Below are 20,797 nucleotides of genomic sequence, written 5' to 3' on the forward strand. Positions count from 1 at the left end.
CCCTTTTCTTAGCATGCAAATTTCTTCCACAATTATGCACCATAGCTTCAAATAGGGGCCGGCAGGGATAATTATCAAATTCTGCATCATACTATTTACACCATGTCTATGGAAAGTGGAGGATGCGACTTGAAGGATACGAACTTTGCCACATTGTCATCCTGTCTTAAGGAAAATCAGCAGCAGCTGGTTCAGCTTTTCGGGAAAAGCACGGATCTGGTGATCAAAGAGCTGCAGCCGGATCCTTGTACGCAAATCGCCGTGATTTATATAGACGGCCTTGTGGATACGCAAGTGCTGCATAATTCCATACTTTTTTCGCTACAGGAAGGCTGTACTCCGGACCGGCTGAAAGCTCTGGATGCCGGGCAGAAGCTTGAGCTTCTGCACAAACGCATTCTGATGGCAGGAGATATATCCGTCACCCGTGACCTGGAGCCATTTGTTCACCAGCTGCTGTCCGGCAATGTGATGGTGCTGGTGGATGGAACCTCAAGTGCGCTGCGGATCGGGCTGCCCGGGTGGGAGGACCGCAATGTCAGTGAACCAAGCTCACAGACGGTTGTACGGGGCCCGATGGAGGGATTCACCGAGAATTTACGGACGAACACGGCGCTGATCCGGAGAAAAATCAAAGACCCCCAGCTATGGCTGGAGACTTTGCAGATCGGAAGAGTGACACAGACCAGCGTATCTATTATGTATCTCACCCACATAGCCAACCCTGATCTTGTACAGGAGGTCAAACGCCGGCTGGACAAAATTGATACAGACAGCATTCTGGAGAGCGGATATATCGAGGAATTTATTCAGGATAAGGCAGCGACGCCTTTTCCGACTGTGTATAACAGCGACCGGCCGGACACCATCGCGGCAGGAATTCTCGAGGGCAAGGTGGCGATTCTTGTTGACGGCACACCGTTTGTCCTGCTGGTGCCCACTTTTTTTGTTTCCTTTTTTCAATCGGCAGAAGATTACTATCAGCGGGCGGATATTGCCACCTTGCTGCGTTTCATCCGTTTTTTATCTTTTTTCATTACCTTGCTTGCCCCCTCTTTTTATGTAGCGGTCACTACTTATCATCAGGAGATGATCCCTACCACGCTCGTCATCAGTCTTGCCGCACAGAGGGAGAGCGTTCCCTTTCCGGCGTTCGTGGAAGTAATCCTGATGGAATTGACGTATGAGATCTTGCGGGAAGCGGGCGTGAGAATACCGAAGAACATAGGGCAGGCTATCTCCATCGTCGGTACGCTGGTGATTGGCCAGGCGGCGGTTTCAGCGGGCTTTATTTCATCAGCGATGGTTATCATCGTCTCCATTACGGCCATTTCAAGCTTTGTCATCCCTGAAACGGGAATGGCCATTGCCGCAAGAATCCTTCGTTTTGCATTAATCATCCTGGCCGGCTTTATCGGATTGTATGGCATTTTGTTCGGTGTCTTTATCATTGTGATGCATTTGGCCAGCCTGCGTTCCTTCGGGATGCCGTATATGAGTCCAATCGGTCCATACCAATCCAAGGATCTGAAGGATTCGCTCTTCCGCTTCCCCTGGCCGTTCTTAAAGTCAAGACCGACAAACAGTAAAATTCAAAACCCTAACCGCCAAGGCACATCTAAGTGAGGAATGTTTATGAGCCCTAAAAAAAGTAGAACTCTTTTCATGCTGCTGTTTACTCTTCTCGCCCCCTTCCTGCTCAGCGGCTGCTGGGAAAGAAGGGAATTAAATGAAATGGGCTTTATATTGGGAATGGGACTGGATAAGGCGGAATCCGGCTACAGGGTCACGATGCAGGTAGTTATCCCTTCTGCGATTTCCTCACAGACGGTTGGAGGAACGGGTGGGGGCGGGGTACCAGTGGTTGTATCCGACTTCACAGTCCCGACAATTTATGAAGCTGACCGGCAGTACAGTCTTCTCAGTTCGAGATCAGGCTACAAAGGGCATATCCGGGTCCTGGTGATCGGGGAGGAACTCGCACGTGCCGGTATCGCCGAGACTCTTGATGTGCTGATACGGAGCCGGGAGCCGCGAAATGATTACTATGTCATGGTCGCAAAAGACACCACTGCAAAAGAGGTTCTAAAGATTCTTACCCCGATGGATAAATTGCCGGCGAATAAATTGTTTAATGCGATGGATAAATCCCATAAGGAATCCGCCAGGACAGTCGCTGTTCCTTTGATCAAATTTATTGAAAATCTGATCTATGAAGGAATAAATCCGGTATTGACCGGAGTTGAGATAACCGGCAATGCTAAAGAGGGTGACAAGAAGAGCAATCTCGAAGAGAGTACCCCCAGGGCCAGTTTGCGTTACCGCAGTGTCGCTGTATTCAAGAAGGACAAGATGATCGGGTGGTTAAGCGATGGAGAGGTGATCGGCTTCAATTATATCTCCAATAATATTGTCCACAGCTCGGGTCCGATCATAGGAGACGACGGCCGGCCCATTGTTATTGAAGCGCTGCACTCATCCACTAAACGTAAGGTGAAAATAATCAATGGAGAGCCGCATATTTACATTCATGTAAAGGCGGAGTGCAATGTGGAAGAGGTAGAAAGCCGGGATAATCTGGAGTCGGAGAAGGTCATCACAGAGCTGGAGAAGAAATCGGAAGAGCGGATAGTCTACCTGATGAAGTCGGCAGCTGAGCAGATTAATGAGAAATACAATGTGGATATCATGGGCTTTGGACAGATGATCTACCGTGCGAAACCGCAGGCCTGGGCCAAACTGCAGCAGCGGAAGGGAGAAGATTACCTGAAGTCGCTGCCCGTTCATTACAGTGCCAGCGTGTCGATTACCCGGATCGGCGTTACAGACAAATCTTTTGTTGACGATATCAAGGAGTGAACCCCAATATGCTGCTGTTTTTTCTTGTGATTGCGGCCGGCTGTATTGCCATCGACCTGCCCTTGCTGAAGCGGAAAGGCAGGACCCGCGACCGCCTGGTATGGTTCCTGTTCTGGGCCATGGGCATTGCCGCGGTCTACTGTTCGCTCAACAAAGTAAAAGTCCCCAGCCCGCTGTACCTGGTCATAATGATCTACAAGCCAGTCAACACTTTGTTTGAGTCTTGGTTTTATTAGGCTGCAGACACTTCCTCGTACCCGTTCTCCCTCCGCTCACTCCGCCCCTCCGCTGAGATTCTGCGGGGTGAAGATCATGTCCTCGACGGGCCCGGTGATCTCTTGGGAATGGCGGCCGACGGTTACTCTGCCTGCGTCCATTTTGCGGACACTGATTTTATGGCCGGCTTTTAGCAATGAATGGGCGCCTGATTCGCCGCTTACTATTGGTGCAGTCAGGTTCCCGCCGGCCTCCAGCTGTGATTCCCGGCAGACTGCCTCCGGCAGCAAGAAGGTGATGTCTGCCAGGGAAAGCAGATCGCTTTGCAGGGTCCCGTCCTTGCGAATGCAAATATCGCCGCTTGATTTGATGATGGTGTTATGGCACTCGGGGATGTCAACACAGACGTTGGCTTCCTCCATGCGGGCTACCCCGGTATACAGATCCTTCAGCAATTTCAATAACGACACCAGCAAGGCATCATTAAAGGCATCGATGAACTGGGCTGGCCGTAAGAAAATGTCCAGAATCCGCTGCAGCTGGCTGTTGTCTGGATGAGAGGTATATTTAATGCCGGCAACTATGGACTCCAGATCACGGGTCAGGACGGGAATCTTCTTATATTTAGTCTCCATGAGCAGCAGAATGACCTGCCCGAACTTTACCGTCTGCTGTCGGGACTGTAATTCATAGGTCAGCAGTCTGGAGGCTTCCCGCAAGAGGTTGACTTCTTCGATCAGCTTCTCGGAGAGGTGATAGAGACGGTTGTAGGTTACGCCGAAGGAGCCTGAATACAACTGGCTGTTGCCCACATTGCCCAGTATATAAATACTGCCTGTTGCTGTAATGGTAGAATTCTGGACATTGCCGCATACATACACATTCCCTAAGGACTCGATGATCGAGTTGTCTTCCACGTCCTGGTGTACAATTACATCGCCGGAGAAGACGATATTGCCTGTATGGCGGTTCACACAGCCCGGAACGGTATATGCGGTTGTGATATCGAAAGTTTTGACCTTTGTGCCGGTCACACGCGGCCGGCCTTCTGTAAGGGCTGTAATTTCATGGCTTGGCAGCAGCAGAGTGCCCTCTTTGGCTACAACTTTGATATCCCTGGGAGGTGCGGCGGGCAGAATACTGCCGTATACATCGTACCCGGGTACACCGTCGCGGGGAAGGTGCTTGCGGGCAATGACATCGCCTTTCCGGGCACAGGGAATCCGGAGTGGATCGGGGGAATCCGCAGCCTCTTCTAAGGGATTGAAAGGGTTTCCGGCAAGCCCGGAAAAAAACAAATCAAGCTTGGCGTCTTCGCCTGCAGCAGGCGGCCTGCCTTCCGCCACACAAATCGGCAGATGGGTCGGATGATTCAATTCTGCATAGATGGCGGGGATATTCAGGTTTTGCGAAATCGTTTTTTTCTCCAAATCGGCAATAATCTGTTCAATCCCGAGGGTGGACAGCAGAGCGGAAGAGTCCATTTCAGCCCTTACCGCGAGATGGCTCGACGCCGGGCTGTTCACCAGATTCCATTTATACTGTTCGACACGGTTCAGGGTAAGGAAGGCTTGGAGTTTATCGTCGGAGACGGTGATCTCATAGGGAGGCGGTTCTTGTATGGACCAGGTAACCCGGTCGGAGGATACAACGGGTACGGGACCAGCTACCGGCTGATGATTAAGCTCCAGCACAACAGGCGGGATAGCGGAAAGGATTGCCGGCTTGCCGCCGGGCAGCGGGGAGGTAATGTAGAACTGGTTGTTCTGGACAATAATAATGCCGTTTTTCTCGGTGGTGCGCTGTGGCATTGCGTTTGGCTCCTTTTTATATAATCAATGGGCATTTGGACATAAGAGTATCCCGGCAGCAGATACGGTACCCTAACGGATACCCGCACAGTTCAGCGTCTTCTTGGCAGCCTGGCAGCCATGGATGCGATGTTTGCATCTTTAGGCCCATTGCTTTGCGTCCTATCCTTTCAGATAGTTTGCCGTTATGAAATGGATCAATGATTAGCCGAATCAGGTATGTAACCCGACTGAAGCCGGCAAAGGAATCATAATTAAAAATTCAAATATATAAACTTTTGCAACCTTCATTTTAGTACTAAAGTCACTAATTTACAATATTTAATTATATATTTATATAGATTAAATGGCTACCGGCCAGCAGGTGTCTGTACGGTTGGATTGACAAATGCGGGGGAGCCATGTGATAATTCTTCCTGACGGTCGTCAGGGAGGCGGTAGAAAAATGACAGCCCACGCTATTTTGCAAGCCGCATTGTCCGAATTTGCCGAAAAAGGCTTTGAAGGAGCTTCATTGGCGGGGATTGCCCAGTTGGTAGGGATTAAAAAACAGTCCATTGCGACCTATTTTCCCAAAAAAGAGGATTTGTTTATAGCGGCCTTTCAGGAAATGGCCCGGCATTATATTGAATTTCTTGACCAGCTGTACAAGGAAATCCTTGGCACACCTGTAGAGGCCAGACTGCGTGAGATTGTATACCGGACCTATTATTATAGGGTGGAGTACCCGGTGCTGACCGCTTTTTATAAAAGGAGTGTCCAATTCCCGGCGCCTTTTTTTCAGGAGATGCTGGAGCAGCAGATTTCAATGATGGAGCAGCGCTCAGCGGCATTTTACCGGGCTGTTTTTGAGGAAGGCATGAACTCCGGGGAGATCCGGCGGCAGCATACGGAAAGTCTTCTCTCGGCTTATTATTGTTTACAGGATGGCATTGCCATGCAGATGTTTTTTTATAATCAGGAGGAATTCGGGCGGCGCCTGAAGGATATCTGGGAGATCTTCTGGGCAGGCATTAAGCAGATATAATGAAGGAGCGGGATCGAACATGCGGGTAGAGCGGGTGACCACCGAAGAACAATTGCAGGAGGCTTTCAGAATCAGGCGGGAAGTGTTTGTGGAGGAGCAGGGCGTGGCGCTGGCAGATGAATTTGATGATCATGAAAAAGACGCGGAGCATATATTGCTCTATCAGGAAGGGCTTCCTGTGGGAACGGCCAGACTAAGGAGTGTGGAAGGGTGGGCTAAGCTTGAACGGATTTGCCTGAGCGCTCCTTACCGCAAAAGCGGACTGGGGTCCGTTATAATCGATACGCTGGAAAAAATGGCGGTTGAACAGGGGCACCGGCAAGCCAAGCTGCATGGCCAGAAGCAGGCCGAGGGCTTTTATCAACGGCTGGGATATGTAACGAGTTCGCCGGTTTTCATGGAGGATGGCATTCCGCATGTGCTTATGGTCAAGCAACTGTAGATGATCACGGTGTAAGGTTTGGCATGAAACAGCGATTTTTGAATATACTCTCACTACCGAATTTCCTTTAAAAGGAGTCCTGGCCATGCCAACACATCCGTATGTTTCGCGTTTTTTTGTGAATGCCGATGCCCGCCGCGACAAGCTGATTTATGATTTGCCGGAATCCTGGTGGAGCCGGCCTTATGAATACGAATGGTGCACGAATTTTGTTTCCTCCCATGATGTGGTGCTGGATGCTGCCTGCGGAATCTCCCATCCGCTCAAGTTCTACCTTGCCGGTTACAGCGCGGAGGTTCATGCCTGCGATATCGATGCGCGGATTCTCTCCCGGGATGCGATTATTCAGGAGATTGCCAGCGACATCGGCGAGGAAGCGGCACGGCTGGTAGAAGCCAGGCGGACCACCCGCTTGCATCTGGCCCAGGCTAATCTGACCGCATTGCCTTATGAGAATGAAAGCTTTGATACAATATTCTGTATCTCGGTCCTGGAGCATTTGTCCCTGGAGGATTCCGTGCGGGCCGTAAAGGAATTTCACCGCACACTGAATGGGGAGGGGCTGCTTGTACTGACTTTTGATTACCCCACGGTTAATCTGCTGCGGATGAATGAAGTGCTGCTGCAGGCCGGATTTGAGTACTGGGGCGAGACGGATTTCAAGCTTCCTGCAGATGCTGTACGGACAGAGCAGTGGGGTGGACTGAGCTGTTTCCGGGCCGTGCTTAAAAAGGCGCCAATCTAGCAGAAATCAGAACCCCAGCAGCATACCAACCCTTAATTTGGATTTTTCCCTCTATTATAGTAGAATAATTGGCAGATTAAGAGAGAGGGGTCCAAGATTTTGCGCAGATTTGCAGTCATCACTTTAGTATTGTTTTTGCTGATTCCCGGGCAGGCAGCTTTCAGTCAGGGGGCTTCCCCGCAGGAGAAGATTAACCTTGCTTTTGCCGGAGATATTTTGCTGGATGGATTTGTCGGCGATCAGATCGCCAAGTATGGAGTCAACTTTCCTTTTGCGAAGGTAGCACCTGCCCTGAAAAAAGCAGATATAGCTTTTGCCAACCTGGAGACACCCGTATCGGTTAGAGGTGAGGCGGCAGAGAAAACCTTTGCTTTCCGTTCCAAACCGGCGGCACTGGCGGGGCTGAATGCTGCCGGGATCGATGGTGTGACCTTGGCCAATAATCATATTCTTGATTTTGGACAGGATGCCATGCTGGATACGCTGGTTCATCTGGATAAATACAAGATCGGCCATACCGGGGCGGGGAAAAACAGCAATGAAGCTTTCCGGCCCTATGTCCAAACGGTAAAAAACCAAAAAATCGCCATACTTGGGGTAAGCCGCGTGCTCTCCAGCCCGTCCTGGTATGCAGGAACAAACAGTCCGGGTGCAGCTTCGGCCTATACGCCTGAGCCCATGCTGGGGGCTATCAAGAAATCGGCCAAAGAAAACGATTATACCATCGTGTACATCCACTGGAACAATGAGTTTAAGGATTACCCTGAGCCATACGCCCGCAATCTGGCGAAGCAGATGATCGACAGCGGTGCGGATATCATTATCGGCGCGCACAGCCACTGCCTGATGGGGATCGAATATTACAAGCATAAGCCGATCTATTATTCACTGGGCAATTTTGTGTTCAACCGGTCCACACGCGGCGGCGACAAGACCATTCATTCTATGCTGGTGAACTTTGAGATCAGCAATAATAGGGTGAAGAGCCGGATTACGCCGGTCAAAATTACCGGCGGTCAGCCGAATTTTATGGGTGAGGCCTACAATAAAGATACTATTAAGCGGATGAACCAGCTCTCGTTCAATGCCGTGATCGCAGCGGACGGAGCCGTTAGCGAGAAGCTGTGAACTGCCCTTCCGGACAGAAGCCCTGAGCGGAACACCACTGAACCGGATAGAACGTCCAAGCCCAAGCCTGAGCGGTTAGCTGACAATCGCTTGGGCTTTTTTTGCTGTAATGTGGATCTCTCACATTCAGATTGTGCTATTCCATATTAGCATTTTGCTAACTATATTCTAATAATCTCATCTACAATGTGAATATAGTCTAGCAAGGAGGCGGTTGCAGGGTGAGTACGGCAGCAGGAAGAAGCAGAAGCCGGTTTGATGAGAATTGGAGTTTTTATAAAGGGGATATCCGTATTCCTCACGCTGTTAAGGCCGGAATGACAGGCGGGATTACCGACTGCGGCTCCCTGCAGGAGGGGGAGTGGCTGGATATCGCGTTTAACGATAAAGGCATGGGCCATCAGCAGCTGGAATGGAAGCCTGTAAGCCTGCCGCATGACTGGTGTGTGGAACAGCAGTATGTGCAGGATGCCTCACTCGGTTCAAGAGATGGCAGCCACGGCTATTTGCCGGGCGGAACCGGGTTTTACCGTAAAACCTTTGAGCTGCCCCCGGAAGCGGCAGACCGCAAGTGGACGGTCACCTTCGACGGGGCTTCGGGCCTGAGCACGGTCTGGGTTAACGGGCACCTCATCGGAGAACACCGGGGAGGGTATATCGGCTTCTCCTATGACCTGACCGATGTGCTCCGGTATGGGGCAGAGGGCCGGAATGTTATTTTGGTTAAGGTAGAGGCGCTGGAGAATGAAGGCTGGTGGTATGAAGGCTGCGGCATCTACCGCCATGTCTGGCTGGAGCAGACGGACCGCCTGCATGTGGCGGAATATGGAACGTATATCACAACACCTGAAGCAGAGAAGGAGCAGGCTCTGGTGCATATCAGCACCCGTATTTGCAATGAATACACGGAGAGCCGGGCGGTCTCGCTGCATACGGAAGTATACAACGCTGCCGGGGAGCAGGTCTGCGCTAAGGCGGAACAGGCATTTGCCGACTGGTACGGAGAAACGGAGCTGGAGCAGATGTTCAGGCTGGAGCACCCGGCCTTATGGTCCCCGGAGACTCCCCATCTCTATAAGGCCGTATCCATCCTGAAGGTAGAGGGTACAGAGGTGGACCGGTATGAGACTCCTTTTGGCATCCGCAGCATCCGCTTTGACCCGGAGGAGGGGTTTTTCCTGAACGGGGAACCGCTGCTGATCAAAGGCACCTGCAACCATCAGGATTTTGCCGGAGTGGGAGTGGCGCTGCCGGACAGCCTGATCGAATACAAGCTGCGGCTGCTGAAGGAGATGGGCTCCAATGCCTACCGCAGTGCGCATCATCCGCCCACCCCGGAACTGCTGGATCTTTGCGACCGGCTCGGGCTGCTCGTAATGGATGAGAACCGCAAGCTGGACAGCAGCCGCAGCGGATTGGACCAGCTGAAACGGATGCTTTTCCGGGATAGGAACCATCCCAGCGTCATCATCTGGAATCTGGAAAATGAGGAGGTTCTGGAAGGAACCGTGACCGGCAGACGCCTGCTGAAGACGCTTGCGGATACGGTGCGCCGGATCGATCCGACGCGCCCTGCATCGGCTGCAATGAATCATGGCTGGTATGAGAATGGATATAATGAGGTTGTAGATATTACAGGGTACAATTACGGACACCGGGATCATCTGGATATCCGGGACCATGAACAGCATCCCGGCCGCCTGATGATTGGAAGTGAATGCGCGAGCTACACAGCGACCCGGGGCATCTACGAGAACGACCCGGTGCGCGGCTACTGCTCGGAATACGGCACGAATATTCCTTCATGGGGCTGCACCCCGCAGCAGGCGTGGAGTGATGTTGTGAACAACCGGTTTCTTACAGGCGTCTTCATGTGGACCGGATTCGATTACCGGGGTGAGCCAACTCCCTATCTGTGGCCCTGTGTGAATTCGCATTTCGGGCTGATGGACACCTGCGGCTTCCCCAAGGACAGCTATTACTATATGCAGGCCGTTTGGAAAGACGAGCCGATAGTGCATTTATTGCCCCACTGGAATTGGCCAGGGTCGGAAGGCAAACCGGTTGAAGTGCGCGTGTTCGCTAATACCGAGACAGCGGAGCTGATACTGAACGGCAGCAGCCTGGGTGAACAGCAGGTGGACCGGACCGGATATTTGACATGGGAGGTTCATTATGAGCCGGGGGAATTGAAGGTCATCGGCCGGAACGGCGGCAAGGAGGCAGCTGTCAAAAAGGCGGTTACCGCAGGTCAGCCGCGTCAGATCCGCCTGTACCCGGACCGGGCAGCCGGTCAAGCGGACGGTATGGATACCATCCCGGTCCGTGTGGCTGTTCTGGACGAGCTGGGGCATGTGGTTCCAACGGCAGATCATGAAATCCGGTTCGAAGTGGAAGGTGCCGGTATTCTTCTCGGAGTAGGCAACGGGAATCCCAGCAGCCATGAGCCGGACAAGTCGCCGGTGCGCCGGGCATTCAATGGCTGGTGTCTGGCCTTGATCCAGGCTGCTCCCGAAGCGGGACCGGTCACACTAAGGGCAGTGTCCACGGGACTCGCACCGGCAGAGGTGCTGCTGCATTTCTCTGCGGTTACTTGAATAGCGCGGCAGCCGGCGCAAGAAGGCATCCCGGTGCTTTTTGCCGCTGCCTGTTTATTTCTTGACAGGGGAACGTTAATATAGACATACCGAAATTCATACCGGAGGATGTTCTGCCATTGATGCCCAAGCTGAAGAAGTATATGCCGTTCACCTACAAAATGATGATTCCCTATCTGCTGCTAGTACTCCTGACGGATGTGACCATCGGTTATATCTCTTATTCCATGCTGACCGATTCCCGGACAGAGATGGCTGAGTCGAACATCCGGACAGGCATGGAGCAGGCCAGGAATAATATCCGCTATCAGATGGACGAGATTCAGCGGATGTCGGACAATCTGTTCGGGAGCCAGCCCTTTCAGCGCGCCCTTGAGCTGAAGGGGACGCCGTTCGAAATTTATCTGGCAATGCTGGACGAGATTGTTCCCCAGATTACCGCGCCGCTGCAGCTGTTCGGGAACAAGATCCGCTTCATGCTCTATACCCCGAACAGTCAGCTTAACATTGTATCCGGCGACAATCTGAATGAACCGATCTATGACAGCGATTATTACATTCTGCCGCTTAAGGATATCGCTGATAGCGGGTGGTATCAGTCCCTTAAGGATTCGAAACGGGACAACCTCTGGCTGCAGATTGATACAGACCAGAAGCTGGATAACCTTTCGCATGTCCGCAGGCTGGTCAACTTCAGCGATTACAAAACCGTGATCGGCTACGTGCGTATTACCGTATCCCTTGAGGACCTGTTCGGGGGCTTTGACACCTTCCCTGTCGAAGAGGGAATTACGCTCCGGCTTGTCGAAGAGACAACCGGCGATATTCTGTTCCAGCGCGGGCCGGCGAACTATGACGATGCAGGCGGGGATTATCTCAGTCTGCATGAAAAGATTCCCGGCAGCAGCTTTGTCATTGAATCACTGGTACCCGACACCTATCTGACCAAGGATGCCGGGAGGCTGGGCCGTGTGATTTTTGCGTTATGCGCACTGAGCTTTCTGGTGATGACCGTGATCGGATATGTGGTGGCGCGGTTGTCCGGACGCAAGATGAGCCGGATCGTGGGGCTGGTGCGTTCCTTCCAGGAAGGGAACTTCCAGAAACGCATCCGGTTCTCCGGCAATGATGAATTTGTACAGATAGCGGATTCCTTCAATGTGATGGCAACCAATATCCAGGAGCTGATCAACAGCGTGTATGTGCAGGGCATCCAGAAAAAACAGGCGGAGCTGGAGGCGCTGCAGGCGCAGATTAATCCGCATTTCCTCTATAATACACTTTCAACGATAAGCAGTCTGGCCAATCTCGGGGAGATCGAGAAAGTCACCGGCATGGTGCAGGGGCTCTCGCGTTTCTACCGGTTGACCTTAAATCAGGGCAATGTCTACATTGAATTAGAGAAGGAGCTGGAGCAGGTCGCCACGTATCTTGACATCCAGCGGGTGAAATATGCTGATGCGTTCACGGTATATGTGGATGTGGAAGAGGAAATTCTCCACATGCAGGTCATCAAGCTGGTGCTTCAGCCTTTTGTGGAAAATGTGTTCAAGCATGCCTGGTTTGGCGAGACGATTGCCATCCGTCTGACCGGCAGGCGGGTTGGCGACAATATTGAGCTGAAGGTCATCGACAACGGAATCGGCATGCGGCCTGAGGACATTAAGCGAATGATGCAAGGACCGAGCCAGGCCGGCGGCTATGGAGTGAAGAACGTGAACGAGCGGATCAAGCTCAGATACGGGGACGACTACGGGGTGACCATTGCCAGCTTTTTTGGGGCAGGGACAACCGTTCGGCTCCTGCTCCCCGCCGGGATGAAAGACAACGAAGAAATGGATGAAGGGCTTGTCCCGTAATCCGCAACCCGCACGGATACAGGAGGAACATTACGATTATGAGCATCAATGTATTGCTGGTAGACGATGAAGCAGTGGATCTGGAATGGCTGCGCCGGAGAGTGCTGTCCAGCGGACTTAATATTACTGTAGTAGGCACGGCAAGCAGCGGCTTTGGTGCACTAAAGATTATGGAGGAAGCACAGGTTGATATCATATTGTCCGACATCCGGATGCCGATCATGACCGGGACCGAATTTGCCCGCAGAGCGAAGGCGGTGAGCCCGAAGACCAAAATTGTGTTCATCAGCGGCCATGAGGACTTCAGTTACGCCAAGGAAGCAATCGAGATCAACGCCTCCGGTTATTTGCTGAAGCCTGTTCAGGATAAGGATCTATACGAAATGCTGGGCACACTTTGCGCCAAAATGGAACAGGAAAGAGAACAGGACCGTTCCTTCAGCGAAGCCCTGTCCCTGGTGAACAAAGAGCTGCTGCTGCGCTGGTTCGATGAGGCATCGCCGGATTCAGCGGAGCCGCATCTGAAGAGCATCCTGACACCCTTGCTGCAGAAAGGTGCAGCGGCGGCAATCGTGGAGATCGATGATCTGGAGTGGAAAATGCGCGATTTCTCTGAGGAGGACGCCCGCAATATCACCCGGCAGATTGCCGGTGTGATTAAATCGTTTGTCGAAGAGGGGAAGCTGGGCACCTGGATTGCGGTCCACCATACCCGGTTTGTCATCCTGTCTTCCTTCCCGCAGGAGCGCTTTCTGAATCAGCTGGAAGAGCTGATCCGCAAGGTAGCTGAAGCTTCACCCTGTACCGTAACTGTAGGCGTCGGACGGTATGCGGCGGACGAGGCCGGACTGCATGAGTCCTACCGGCAAGCACAGGCTGCGCTCAGTGCCAAATGGCTGCTCGGCAAGAACCGCCTGATCCGGGACACGACACAGTCATCCCCGCGGGGAACGCCCGGGGCACAGATTGAACTTACGGTGGAGCGGCTGCTTGAGGCCATCATCCAGTATGATCTTGTATCGATCGACGACCATCTGCTGGAGCTGTTCACGAAGGATCTGCCGTCTGCCGGAAGAAAAGAGGTCTATGAGCTGATCATCCGCATTACCTCGAAGCTTCATGCGGACCTTCAACAGCAGAACGAAAATCTGTATGAGCTGCTTCAATGGGAATCCCATCAGCCGGATATCCTGTTCCAGTTCGAGACGATCCATGACATCCTCTCCTGGCTGCGGCGCAGATTCTTTGAGCTTTCGGAGCTGCTGTATGTGAAGCGGCAGCGGCAGAAGCGCAAGCTGATCGATGAGATCATGCGTTATGTGGAGGAACATCTGGAGCAGAAGATTACGTTAAAAGAGGTGGCCGCCCACTTCGACTTCACACCGAATTATCTGGGCTATCTGTTCAAGGAGGAATACGGGCTGCCTTTCAGTGAATACGTGAATGAGCGCAAGACCAGCCGGGTATCCGAGCTGCTGAGGGACCCGACCCTCAAAATCTATGAGATTGCCGAGCGCATGGGCTACAAGAATATTATCTATTTCAACCGGCAGTTCAAGCAGATTACAGGCATGACCCCGGGAGAATACCGCAAAAAACATAAAATATAGCACATCCAAACGTTGTCCGGCCGGTTTCCAGGCCGCAGGCAGCGTTTTTTGCATTCCGGGAAAGCGAATGTTTTAACCGATCGTTGGAAAAGTATTAGTTTTAGTTGATGGGCTGAATCCTCACGAAGTAAGCGCTTCTCTATAATAAAGACATAGAGAAATAGTGAGATGGAAAGGGGATTCGAGATGAAACAGAAACAACACGGCTTCTGGGATGATGTCAAGAAGTATAGAACCCTGCTTCTTATGCTGACTCCGGCGGTATTGTTTTTCCTGGTGTTTGCTTACGTGCCTATGGCGGGAATTGTGCTGGCCTTTAAGCAATACAACTACACCGACGGTATTCTTCACAGCCCATGGAACGGACTGGACAACTTCAGATTTTTCTTCGGTTCCGGTGACGCCTGGCGCGTAACCCGAAACACGGCGCTGTACAATATTGCTTTTATTGTTGTTAACAACGTGCTTCAGATCTTTGCGGGGATTTTATTGTTCGAGGTTGCCGGCAAATGGTTCCGGAAGATTACGCAAACGATATTGTTCCTGCCTTACTTTATTTCCTGGGTAGTGGTCGGGGCCATTGCCTATAACCTGTTCAACTTCGATGTGGGTACCGTTAATGTATTGCTGAAGGGGCTGGGCATGCAGCCGATTGACATTTACAATACGGCAGCCTACTGGCCGGTTATTCTTGTGGTGGTGTCCGCCTGGAAGGCGCTGGGCTACGGAACGATTATGTATCTCGCGGCAATCACCAGCATTGATACCGAAATGTATGAAGCTGCTGAGATTGACGGCGCGAATATTTTCCAGCGCATTATGAAGATTACAGTTCCGAACCTGATCCCAACGGTGATCATTCTGGTTCTGCTGGCCATCGGCAACATCTTCCGCGGTGATTTCGGGATGTTCTACAATATGGTCGGCAACAACGGCCTGCTGTTCTCGTCCACTGACGTTATTGATACCTTCGTATTCCGGTCGCTCACAACCTCGAATGAGATTGGGATGTCCGCTGCGGCAGGCTTCTATCAATCACTGCTGGGCTTTGCAACGATCATGCTGGCCAACTATGCGGTACGCAAATACGACAAAGACCGTGCGCTGTTCTAGGAAAAGGAGGTAATGCCATGAGTACAACTACTGCAAAAATCCAAACTACAAAGGTGCGCAAGCGGGTCAACACGGACCGGCTCACCCTGTCAATTATCGGATACGCGACCCTTATAGTGCTCGCTGTATTCTGCATCGTTCCCTTCCTGCTGGTGGTGTCCGCCTCACTAAGCGAGGAGAGCTCCATCATCGAGAAAGGCTTCCAGCTGATCCCGTCTACCTTTTCCACAGAGGCCTACGGCTTGCTGTTCAAGTATCCGGCTGAAATGCTCAGAGCTTACGGTGTAACGATCACCGTTACCCTAATCGGCACCGTGCTTGGATTGTTCCTGACCTCCATGACGGCTTACGTGCTGTCCCGGAGAGATTTTAAATGGCGCAGCCGCTTCTCGTTTTTCTTCTTCTTCACTACGCTGTTCAGCGGCGGTCTGGTGCCTTCTTATCTGTTGATTATCAACTTCCTGCATCTCAAAGATACACTGCTGGTGCTGATTCTGCCCATGCTGATGAACGTATTCTACATTATCGTCATGAAGTCGTTCATGAGCAGCATCCCGGATGCGATCACAGAATCCGCCAAAATTGACGGCGCAGGCGATTTCCGGATCTTTTTACAGCTGATTGTGCCTTTGTCCAAGCCTGCACTGGCTACGATTGGTCTGTTCATAGCCTTGGCTTACTGGAACGACTGGTATAACGCGCTGCTCTATATTTCCAAGTCCGAATTGATGCCGCTTCAATACTATTTATATAAAATGCTTGGTAATATGGATGGTATGCGCAAGGCGATGATGGCCTCGGGTGCAGTGGTGAATACCGATCTGCCTACCGAAAGCCTGAAGATGGCCATGACCATCGTGGCTACAGGACCGATTCTGCTGGCTTATCCGTTCATTCAAAAGTATTTTGTGCAAGGTCTCACGATTGGCGCTGTCAAAGGATAAATCCGGGGGAACCCGGTTATCAATATATAACCCAACCAACTATTCGATTAGGGGGAAACAAAGGTCATGACAAACAAGAAAAAGAAACTCACCGTTACGCTGGCAACGATGATGGCACTGGGGACAATCCTCAGCGCATGCGGTGGCGGGAACAACAACAATACAGCTGCGGAAGCAACGAACGCCGGGGCAACCGCTGCAACGACAGAAGGCGCAGCCGCGGATTCCGGCGCTCCTGACACCTCTAAAGAGGTCAAGCTCAAAATGATCCTGGTCGGCGGCCAGCCCGGCGATTACGACAAGGTATTCGGAGAGCTCAATACCAAATTGAAAGAAAAAATCAATGCCACCGTGGAAACAGAGTTCCTTGACTGGTCTGACTGGACCCAGAAGTATCCGCTGAAATTTGCCGCCAATGAGGATTTTGACCTCGTGTACACTGCTAACTGGGCTTTTTATAATGATCAGGCACTGAAAGGCGGATTTTTGGAGCTGACCGATGATATGCTGCAAAAGTACATGCCAAAAACCTGGGAAGCAATGCCTAAGGTGAACTGGGAGCAAGCGAAAGTGAACGGCAAGCTCTATATGGTTCCAAACAACAACGTTGAAGTTACCGACAAGGTAGTGCTGTATCGTGAGGATCTGCGCAAAAAGTACAATCTTCCGGAGATCAACAATCCCGAAACCTACGCCAATTACTTGAAAACGGTTGCTAAGAACGAAAAAGGAATGAATGCGTTCGGAGCTAAGCCTGCTGATGGCTGGAAGTTTCATGAGTTAGACCAAACTCTGCTGGAGCAGAACAACAACTTCAACCTGGTGGATGCCAACCTGCTGCCGCTGGCTTACAAGCTGGATGATGCTTCCGGCAAAGTATTCAACATCTACGACACTCCTGAGTTCACATCGCTGCTGAAATATTATAAAGATCTGGCCGACAATGGCGCCTGGTCCAAAAACGTAGTCAGCAACAAAAACGATGTATGGCAGGATATCAAAGCCGAGAAGGTGTCCTCTTATGCCCATAACCTGGGTACTGTGGCTGCTAACCTTGCCGAAATGCGCCGCGACAAACCGGATGTAGAGCTGGCGATTGCCGACCTTACACCGGATAAGAAAAAGATCGCCGCAATCGCGACCCAAAACGGGATGTCCATTCATGCTACCTCTAAGAATGCAGAGCGTTCCCTGATGCTGATCGATCTGCTGCAGAACGACAAGGAAATTCACGACTTGACCATGTACGGCATTGCCGGAACCAACTACATCCCTGAAGGTGATGACAAGTACAAGGCTGGTCCTGCGGCTGCGAATTACACCGGCTTCTCGAACTGGGGCTGGAATTCCCCGCTGAACCGTCAAGATGCGGCTTATCCGAAGGAAGCCGACGATATGTTCAACAGCTGGCAGTCGAGTGTTTACCACTTCCCGCTGGAAACCTTTGTCTTCGACTCGGCGAAAGTGAAGAACGAAGTGGCGAATATCGGGAACGTCATGCTGCGCTACGCGATTCCGCTGGAATACGGATTGATCGATGATATCGAAAAAGGCCAGGCTGACCTGATCAAGCAGTTGAAATCCGCTGGCATCGATAAGGTCCAGACTGAAATGCAAGCCCAAATCGATGCCTTCCTGGCAGCGCAAAAACAATAGCTGAATAAGAGTGAAGTTTTATGTAACGGCTCTCAGGGCTGCTCTCAAAGCATGGGCTTTGGGGCAGTCCTTTTTAAAAATATTAGGGTTAATATGTTTAAAGGAGCGCAAGAATATGGCCTACACAATTCATGCGGGCATTGCCCCGAAGGAGATTTATCCGGCGTCCCTGAAGCTGGGCGGAACCAATCCGCAGGGAGACCGGATCAGCTTCACCAATTACTACATGGAGCTGAACGGCAAGCCGTATTTTGCTGTCTGCGGGGAGTTCCACTATTCCCGTTACCCGGAAGAGAGCTGGGAAACCGAAATCCGCAAGATGAAGATATCCGGGATCAATATTGTAGCCACCTACATCTTCTGGAATTACCATGAGGAAATCGAAGGGGAATTCGAATGGCAGGGCAACCGCAATCTGCGGAGGTTCGTAGAGCTGTGCGCACAGAATGGAATGTATGTCATCCTGCGTGTGGGCCCTTTCTGCCACGGAGAGGTCCGCAACGGCGGACTGCCGGACTGGCTGTTCGGGCGTTCCTTTGATGTGCGCTCCAATGACGAAGGCTACCTGCATTATGTCCGCCGGCTGTTCCAGGAGATTGGAGCGCAGGCAGCGGGACAGATGTTCAAGGACGGGGGGCCTGTGGTTGGCATTCAGCTGGAGAACGAATTTAATGCCGCTGCGGCCCTGTGGGAACTGACTGCCAAGCAAGGGGATGAATACCTGAGCGGCGGAATTGGAGGCGAAGCTGGGTCTGAGCATATGCGCCTGCTTAAGCAGTATGCTGTAGAAGCGGGAATGGTAGCGCCGGTTTACACCAGTACGGGCTGGGGGGCTGCGCCATTGCTGGAGGATGAGGTGCTTCCGCTGTACGGCGGCTATGCCTATACGCCTTGGAGTATCAGCGCGCAGAATCCTGACCAGAAGCCTACACCGGAGTATGTGTTCGTGAATTATCACAATGAAACGGCCGGAACCGGCGAGTTCAATCCTCCATATGCCAAAACCAAATATCCGTTTGCCTGCTGTGAGATGGGCGGAGGCATGCAGACCTGGTATTTGTCGCGGTTCCAGGTGGAGCCGGAAAGTGTGCTGGCGATGAGCCTGATGAAGATTGCAGGCGGGTGTAATTTTGTCGGCTATTATATGTTCCATGGCGGTACAAATCCGGTGGGGAAAACAGGCTACCTGAATGAGAGCACCACGCCCAGAATCACCTACGATTTTCAGGCTCCTCTTGGTGAATTCGGCCAGATCCGTGATTCGGCCCATCTGCTGCGGCCGCTGCATTATTTTCTCCACCGGTTCGGGGAGCGGCTGGCACCGCTGGCAACGGTTCTGCCGCAAGGCGCGGAGAACATTACTCCTGAAGATGCGCATACGCTGCGGTACGCAGTCCGTACAGACGGCAGCACCGGGTTCCTGTTCGTGAATAACTATCAGGACCATGTGGAGATGGATATGCATGAGAATGTCCGGTTTGCCGTCCGGCTGGCTGAGGAGACGATTGAATTCCCAAGAAAAAGCCCGCTTACCGTCCGCAAAAACGCCTCATTTATCTTTCCGTTCAATTTTGCGCTGGACCGGCTGAACCTGCGCTATGCTACGGCCCAGCCGGTAACCTTGGTGGAGTCTGCGGAGGTGGCCACCTACTTCTTCTCCATGCCGGAGGGGGTGGACGGGGAGTTTCGGATTGATGCCCATACGGACATCACCAGCGTTGCCGCAGACGCCGGAACCGTGGAGATGGATGCCGGGAACCATTACACGGTGCTTATCCCGCATGACCGCTCAGGAATGATCCGGATTACACAGGAGGGAGCGCGGGAAATCCGCATTTATGCTATGAATGCCCAAGAAGCCGCGATGCTGTGGGAGATGGAGGAAGAAGGGCTGCCGCGGATCATATTCTCGGAGATTCCGCCTGTACAGACGGGGGATGGCATCGAGTTTTTCAGCAGCGGCAACAATAGCTTCTCTTTCCGGGAGTATGCCGGAGGTCCGGCGGCTGCGGCCAAGTGGGCAACAGCGGATGCAGCCTGCTCCATCGCTCAGCACAGCGGCGGGTGGTTTCACAGCTGTGACCTGGAGCTTCCGGCCAAGGAGGCCGGGCTGAAGATACGGAAGCTCCATGACCACAAAATAGCACTTGAGTTTGCTCCAAGGATGCTGGAGGACGTGGAAGAGGTGCTGCTGAGCATCGATTACACAGGAAATGTAGGTTATGCTTTTGCCGCTGGCCGGCTTTTCCATGATCATTTCTATAACGGGGCGCCCTGGGAGATCGGCTTGTCCCGCTTCAAGGATGTTCTGAAGGGCGGGGAGATCATCCTCGAAACCACACCGCTGCGCCGGGGTGTAACGACTGTGGCCGCAGATGCCGCCATGGCGGCCCAAAAGCAGTTTACCGGGGAAGCGACGGCTGTGTTCCACAGCGTTACAGTGGTTCCGGTGTATCGGGTGGCGTTGAGTAAATTGGCTGACTGAGGGAGGAAGCTAGACAGTTTTGAGCGCAAACGGATGAAATCTTGTGGACTTGCATTCAGGTTTCGAATGTTCATCGTCAGGTACGCAGGCTGTATAGAATAATACTCAAACTTCAAAAAGCACCGCCCAGGCAGTGAAATCTGCTTAGGGCGGTGCTTTTTAACTTGAATAATTAAGAATAAGGGGAAAAGTGGCGGAGGAGAAGTTTGGGACCGTAGGAGCGGTAGCGTCCGCCTTTGTCTGCGGATTTCCACCTTTAATAACGGTATACAATCAAGAAATCTGCAGACAACAGCGGCCGGAAG

At 52.1% G+C, this 20,797-nt stretch carries 15 protein-coding genes and 1 riboswitch; of the genes, 14 read left to right on the top strand and 1 reads right to left on the bottom strand.

Annotated elements, in window-relative coordinates; genetic code table 11:
- Positions 1–108 precede the first annotated feature (108 nt).
- Genes PRIO_RS11185 through PRIO_RS11195 form a run of 3 tightly spaced genes read left to right on the top strand, consistent with a single transcriptional unit; the run spans position 109 to position 3,095 of the window.
- Entirely contained in the window at positions 109–1,626 is a 1,518-nt protein-coding gene (locus PRIO_RS11185; RefSeq protein ID WP_046506765.1) for a spore germination protein, read from the top strand.
- 9 nt (positions 1,627–1,635) lie between these two features.
- Positions 1,636–2,859 (top strand): Ger(x)C family spore germination protein, encoded by a 1,224-nt coding sequence (locus PRIO_RS11190; RefSeq protein WP_020428727.1) that lies wholly within the window; start codon positions 1,636–1,638, stop codon positions 2,857–2,859.
- On the top strand, positions 2,856–3,095 hold the full coding sequence (locus tag PRIO_RS11195; RefSeq protein WP_231869866.1) for a hypothetical protein: 240 nt from the start codon (positions 2,856–2,858) through the stop codon (positions 3,093–3,095). The genes PRIO_RS11190 and PRIO_RS11195 overlap by 4 nt, the downstream gene beginning before the upstream one ends.
- A gap of 36 nt (positions 3,096–3,131) precedes the next feature.
- Here PRIO_RS11195 and PRIO_RS11200 read toward each other — a convergent pair whose 3' ends face one another.
- Positions 3,132–4,886 (bottom strand): FapA family protein, encoded by a 1,755-nt coding sequence (locus PRIO_RS11200; protein WP_020428730.1) that lies wholly within the window; start codon positions 4,884–4,886, stop codon positions 3,132–3,134.
- Between the two features lie 102 nt (positions 4,887–4,988).
- Positions 4,989–5,080: riboswitch (cyclic di-GMP riboswitch) on the bottom strand.
- A gap of 251 nt (positions 5,081–5,331) precedes the next feature.
- On the opposite strand from PRIO_RS11200, the gene PRIO_RS11205 reads away from it, so the two are divergent.
- From PRIO_RS11205 to PRIO_RS11255, 11 genes are all read left to right on the top strand, one after another.
- Positions 5,332–5,913 (top strand): TetR/AcrR family transcriptional regulator, encoded by a 582-nt coding sequence (locus tag PRIO_RS11205; protein WP_046502351.1) that lies wholly within the window; start codon positions 5,332–5,334, stop codon positions 5,911–5,913.
- A gap of 19 nt (positions 5,914–5,932) precedes the next feature.
- On the top strand, positions 5,933–6,355 hold the full coding sequence (locus tag PRIO_RS11210) for a GNAT family N-acetyltransferase (RefSeq protein ID WP_020428734.1): 423 nt from the start codon (positions 5,933–5,935) through the stop codon (positions 6,353–6,355).
- A gap of 85 nt (positions 6,356–6,440) precedes the next feature.
- Positions 6,441–7,100 (top strand): class I SAM-dependent methyltransferase, encoded by a 660-nt coding sequence (locus PRIO_RS11215; protein ID WP_020428735.1) that lies wholly within the window; start codon positions 6,441–6,443, stop codon positions 7,098–7,100.
- A gap of 99 nt (positions 7,101–7,199) precedes the next feature.
- A complete protein-coding gene (locus PRIO_RS11220; protein WP_020428736.1) occupies positions 7,200–8,228 on the top strand; it encodes a CapA family protein in 1,029 nt (342 codons plus the stop codon).
- Between the two features lie 221 nt (positions 8,229–8,449).
- Complete coding sequence (gene galA, locus PRIO_RS11225; RefSeq protein WP_046502355.1) at positions 8,450–10,825, top strand: beta-galactosidase GalA; 2,376 nt, start codon at positions 8,450–8,452, stop codon at positions 10,823–10,825.
- A 122-nt stretch (positions 10,826–10,947) separates the two neighbouring features.
- Positions 10,948–12,684, top strand: a complete 1,737-nt coding sequence (locus PRIO_RS11230; RefSeq protein WP_020428741.1) for a sensor histidine kinase — start codon at positions 10,948–10,950, stop codon at positions 12,682–12,684.
- Between the two features lie 38 nt (positions 12,685–12,722).
- Positions 12,723–14,294 (top strand): response regulator, encoded by a 1,572-nt coding sequence (locus PRIO_RS11235; RefSeq protein WP_020428743.1) that lies wholly within the window; start codon positions 12,723–12,725, stop codon positions 14,292–14,294.
- A gap of 186 nt (positions 14,295–14,480) precedes the next feature.
- Positions 14,481–15,407 carry an ABC transporter permease gene (locus PRIO_RS11240; protein ID WP_020428745.1) on the top strand — a complete coding sequence of 309 codons (927 nt, stop codon included), beginning with the start codon at positions 14,481–14,483 and terminating at the stop codon, positions 15,405–15,407.
- 17 nt (positions 15,408–15,424) lie between these two features.
- Positions 15,425–16,351: a carbohydrate ABC transporter permease gene (locus PRIO_RS11245; RefSeq protein ID WP_020428747.1), complete on the top strand. Its 927-nt coding sequence runs from the start codon at positions 15,425–15,427 to the stop codon at positions 16,349–16,351.
- Between the two features lie 66 nt (positions 16,352–16,417).
- Positions 16,418–18,007, top strand: a complete 1,590-nt coding sequence (locus tag PRIO_RS11250) for a DUF3502 domain-containing protein (protein WP_046502359.1) — start codon at positions 16,418–16,420, stop codon at positions 18,005–18,007.
- 115 nt (positions 18,008–18,122) lie between these two features.
- Positions 18,123–20,492 carry a beta-galactosidase gene (locus PRIO_RS11255; protein ID WP_020428753.1) on the top strand — a complete coding sequence of 790 codons (2,370 nt, stop codon included), beginning with the start codon at positions 18,123–18,125 and terminating at the stop codon, positions 20,490–20,492.
- The last annotated feature ends 305 nt before the right edge of the window (positions 20,493–20,797 follow it).

It is taken from the genome of Paenibacillus riograndensis SBR5 (assembly GCF_000981585.1).
Classification (GTDB): domain Bacteria; phylum Bacillota; class Bacilli; order Paenibacillales; family Paenibacillaceae; genus Paenibacillus_AQ; species Paenibacillus_AQ riograndensis.

Bases quoted from the DNA above. Each gene is read 5' to 3' on its own strand.
- PRIO_RS11250 (WP_046502359.1), top strand. From the start codon at position 16,418: ATGACAAACAAGAAAAAGAAACTCACCGTTACGCTGGCAACGATGATG.
- PRIO_RS11200 (WP_020428730.1), bottom strand. From the start codon at position 4,886: ATGCCACAGCGCACCACCGAGAAAAACGGCATTATTATTGTCCAGAAC.
- PRIO_RS11210 (WP_020428734.1), top strand. From the start codon at position 5,933: ATGCGGGTAGAGCGGGTGACCACCGAAGAACAATTGCAGGAGGCTTTC.
- PRIO_RS11245 (WP_020428747.1), top strand. From the start codon at position 15,425: ATGAGTACAACTACTGCAAAAATCCAAACTACAAAGGTGCGCAAGCGG.
- PRIO_RS11190 (WP_020428727.1), top strand. From the start codon at position 1,636: ATGAGCCCTAAAAAAAGTAGAACTCTTTTCATGCTGCTGTTTACTCTT.
- PRIO_RS11240 (WP_020428745.1), top strand. From the start codon at position 14,481: ATGAAACAGAAACAACACGGCTTCTGGGATGATGTCAAGAAGTATAGA.
- PRIO_RS11235 (WP_020428743.1), top strand. From the start codon at position 12,723: ATGAGCATCAATGTATTGCTGGTAGACGATGAAGCAGTGGATCTGGAA.
- PRIO_RS11215 (WP_020428735.1), top strand. From the start codon at position 6,441: ATGCCAACACATCCGTATGTTTCGCGTTTTTTTGTGAATGCCGATGCC.
- PRIO_RS11205 (WP_046502351.1), top strand. From the start codon at position 5,332: ATGACAGCCCACGCTATTTTGCAAGCCGCATTGTCCGAATTTGCCGAA.
- PRIO_RS11185 (WP_046506765.1), top strand. From the start codon at position 109: ATGGAAAGTGGAGGATGCGACTTGAAGGATACGAACTTTGCCACATTG.
- PRIO_RS11230 (WP_020428741.1), top strand. From the start codon at position 10,948: ATGCCCAAGCTGAAGAAGTATATGCCGTTCACCTACAAAATGATGATT.
- PRIO_RS11255 (WP_020428753.1), top strand. From the start codon at position 18,123: ATGGCCTACACAATTCATGCGGGCATTGCCCCGAAGGAGATTTATCCG.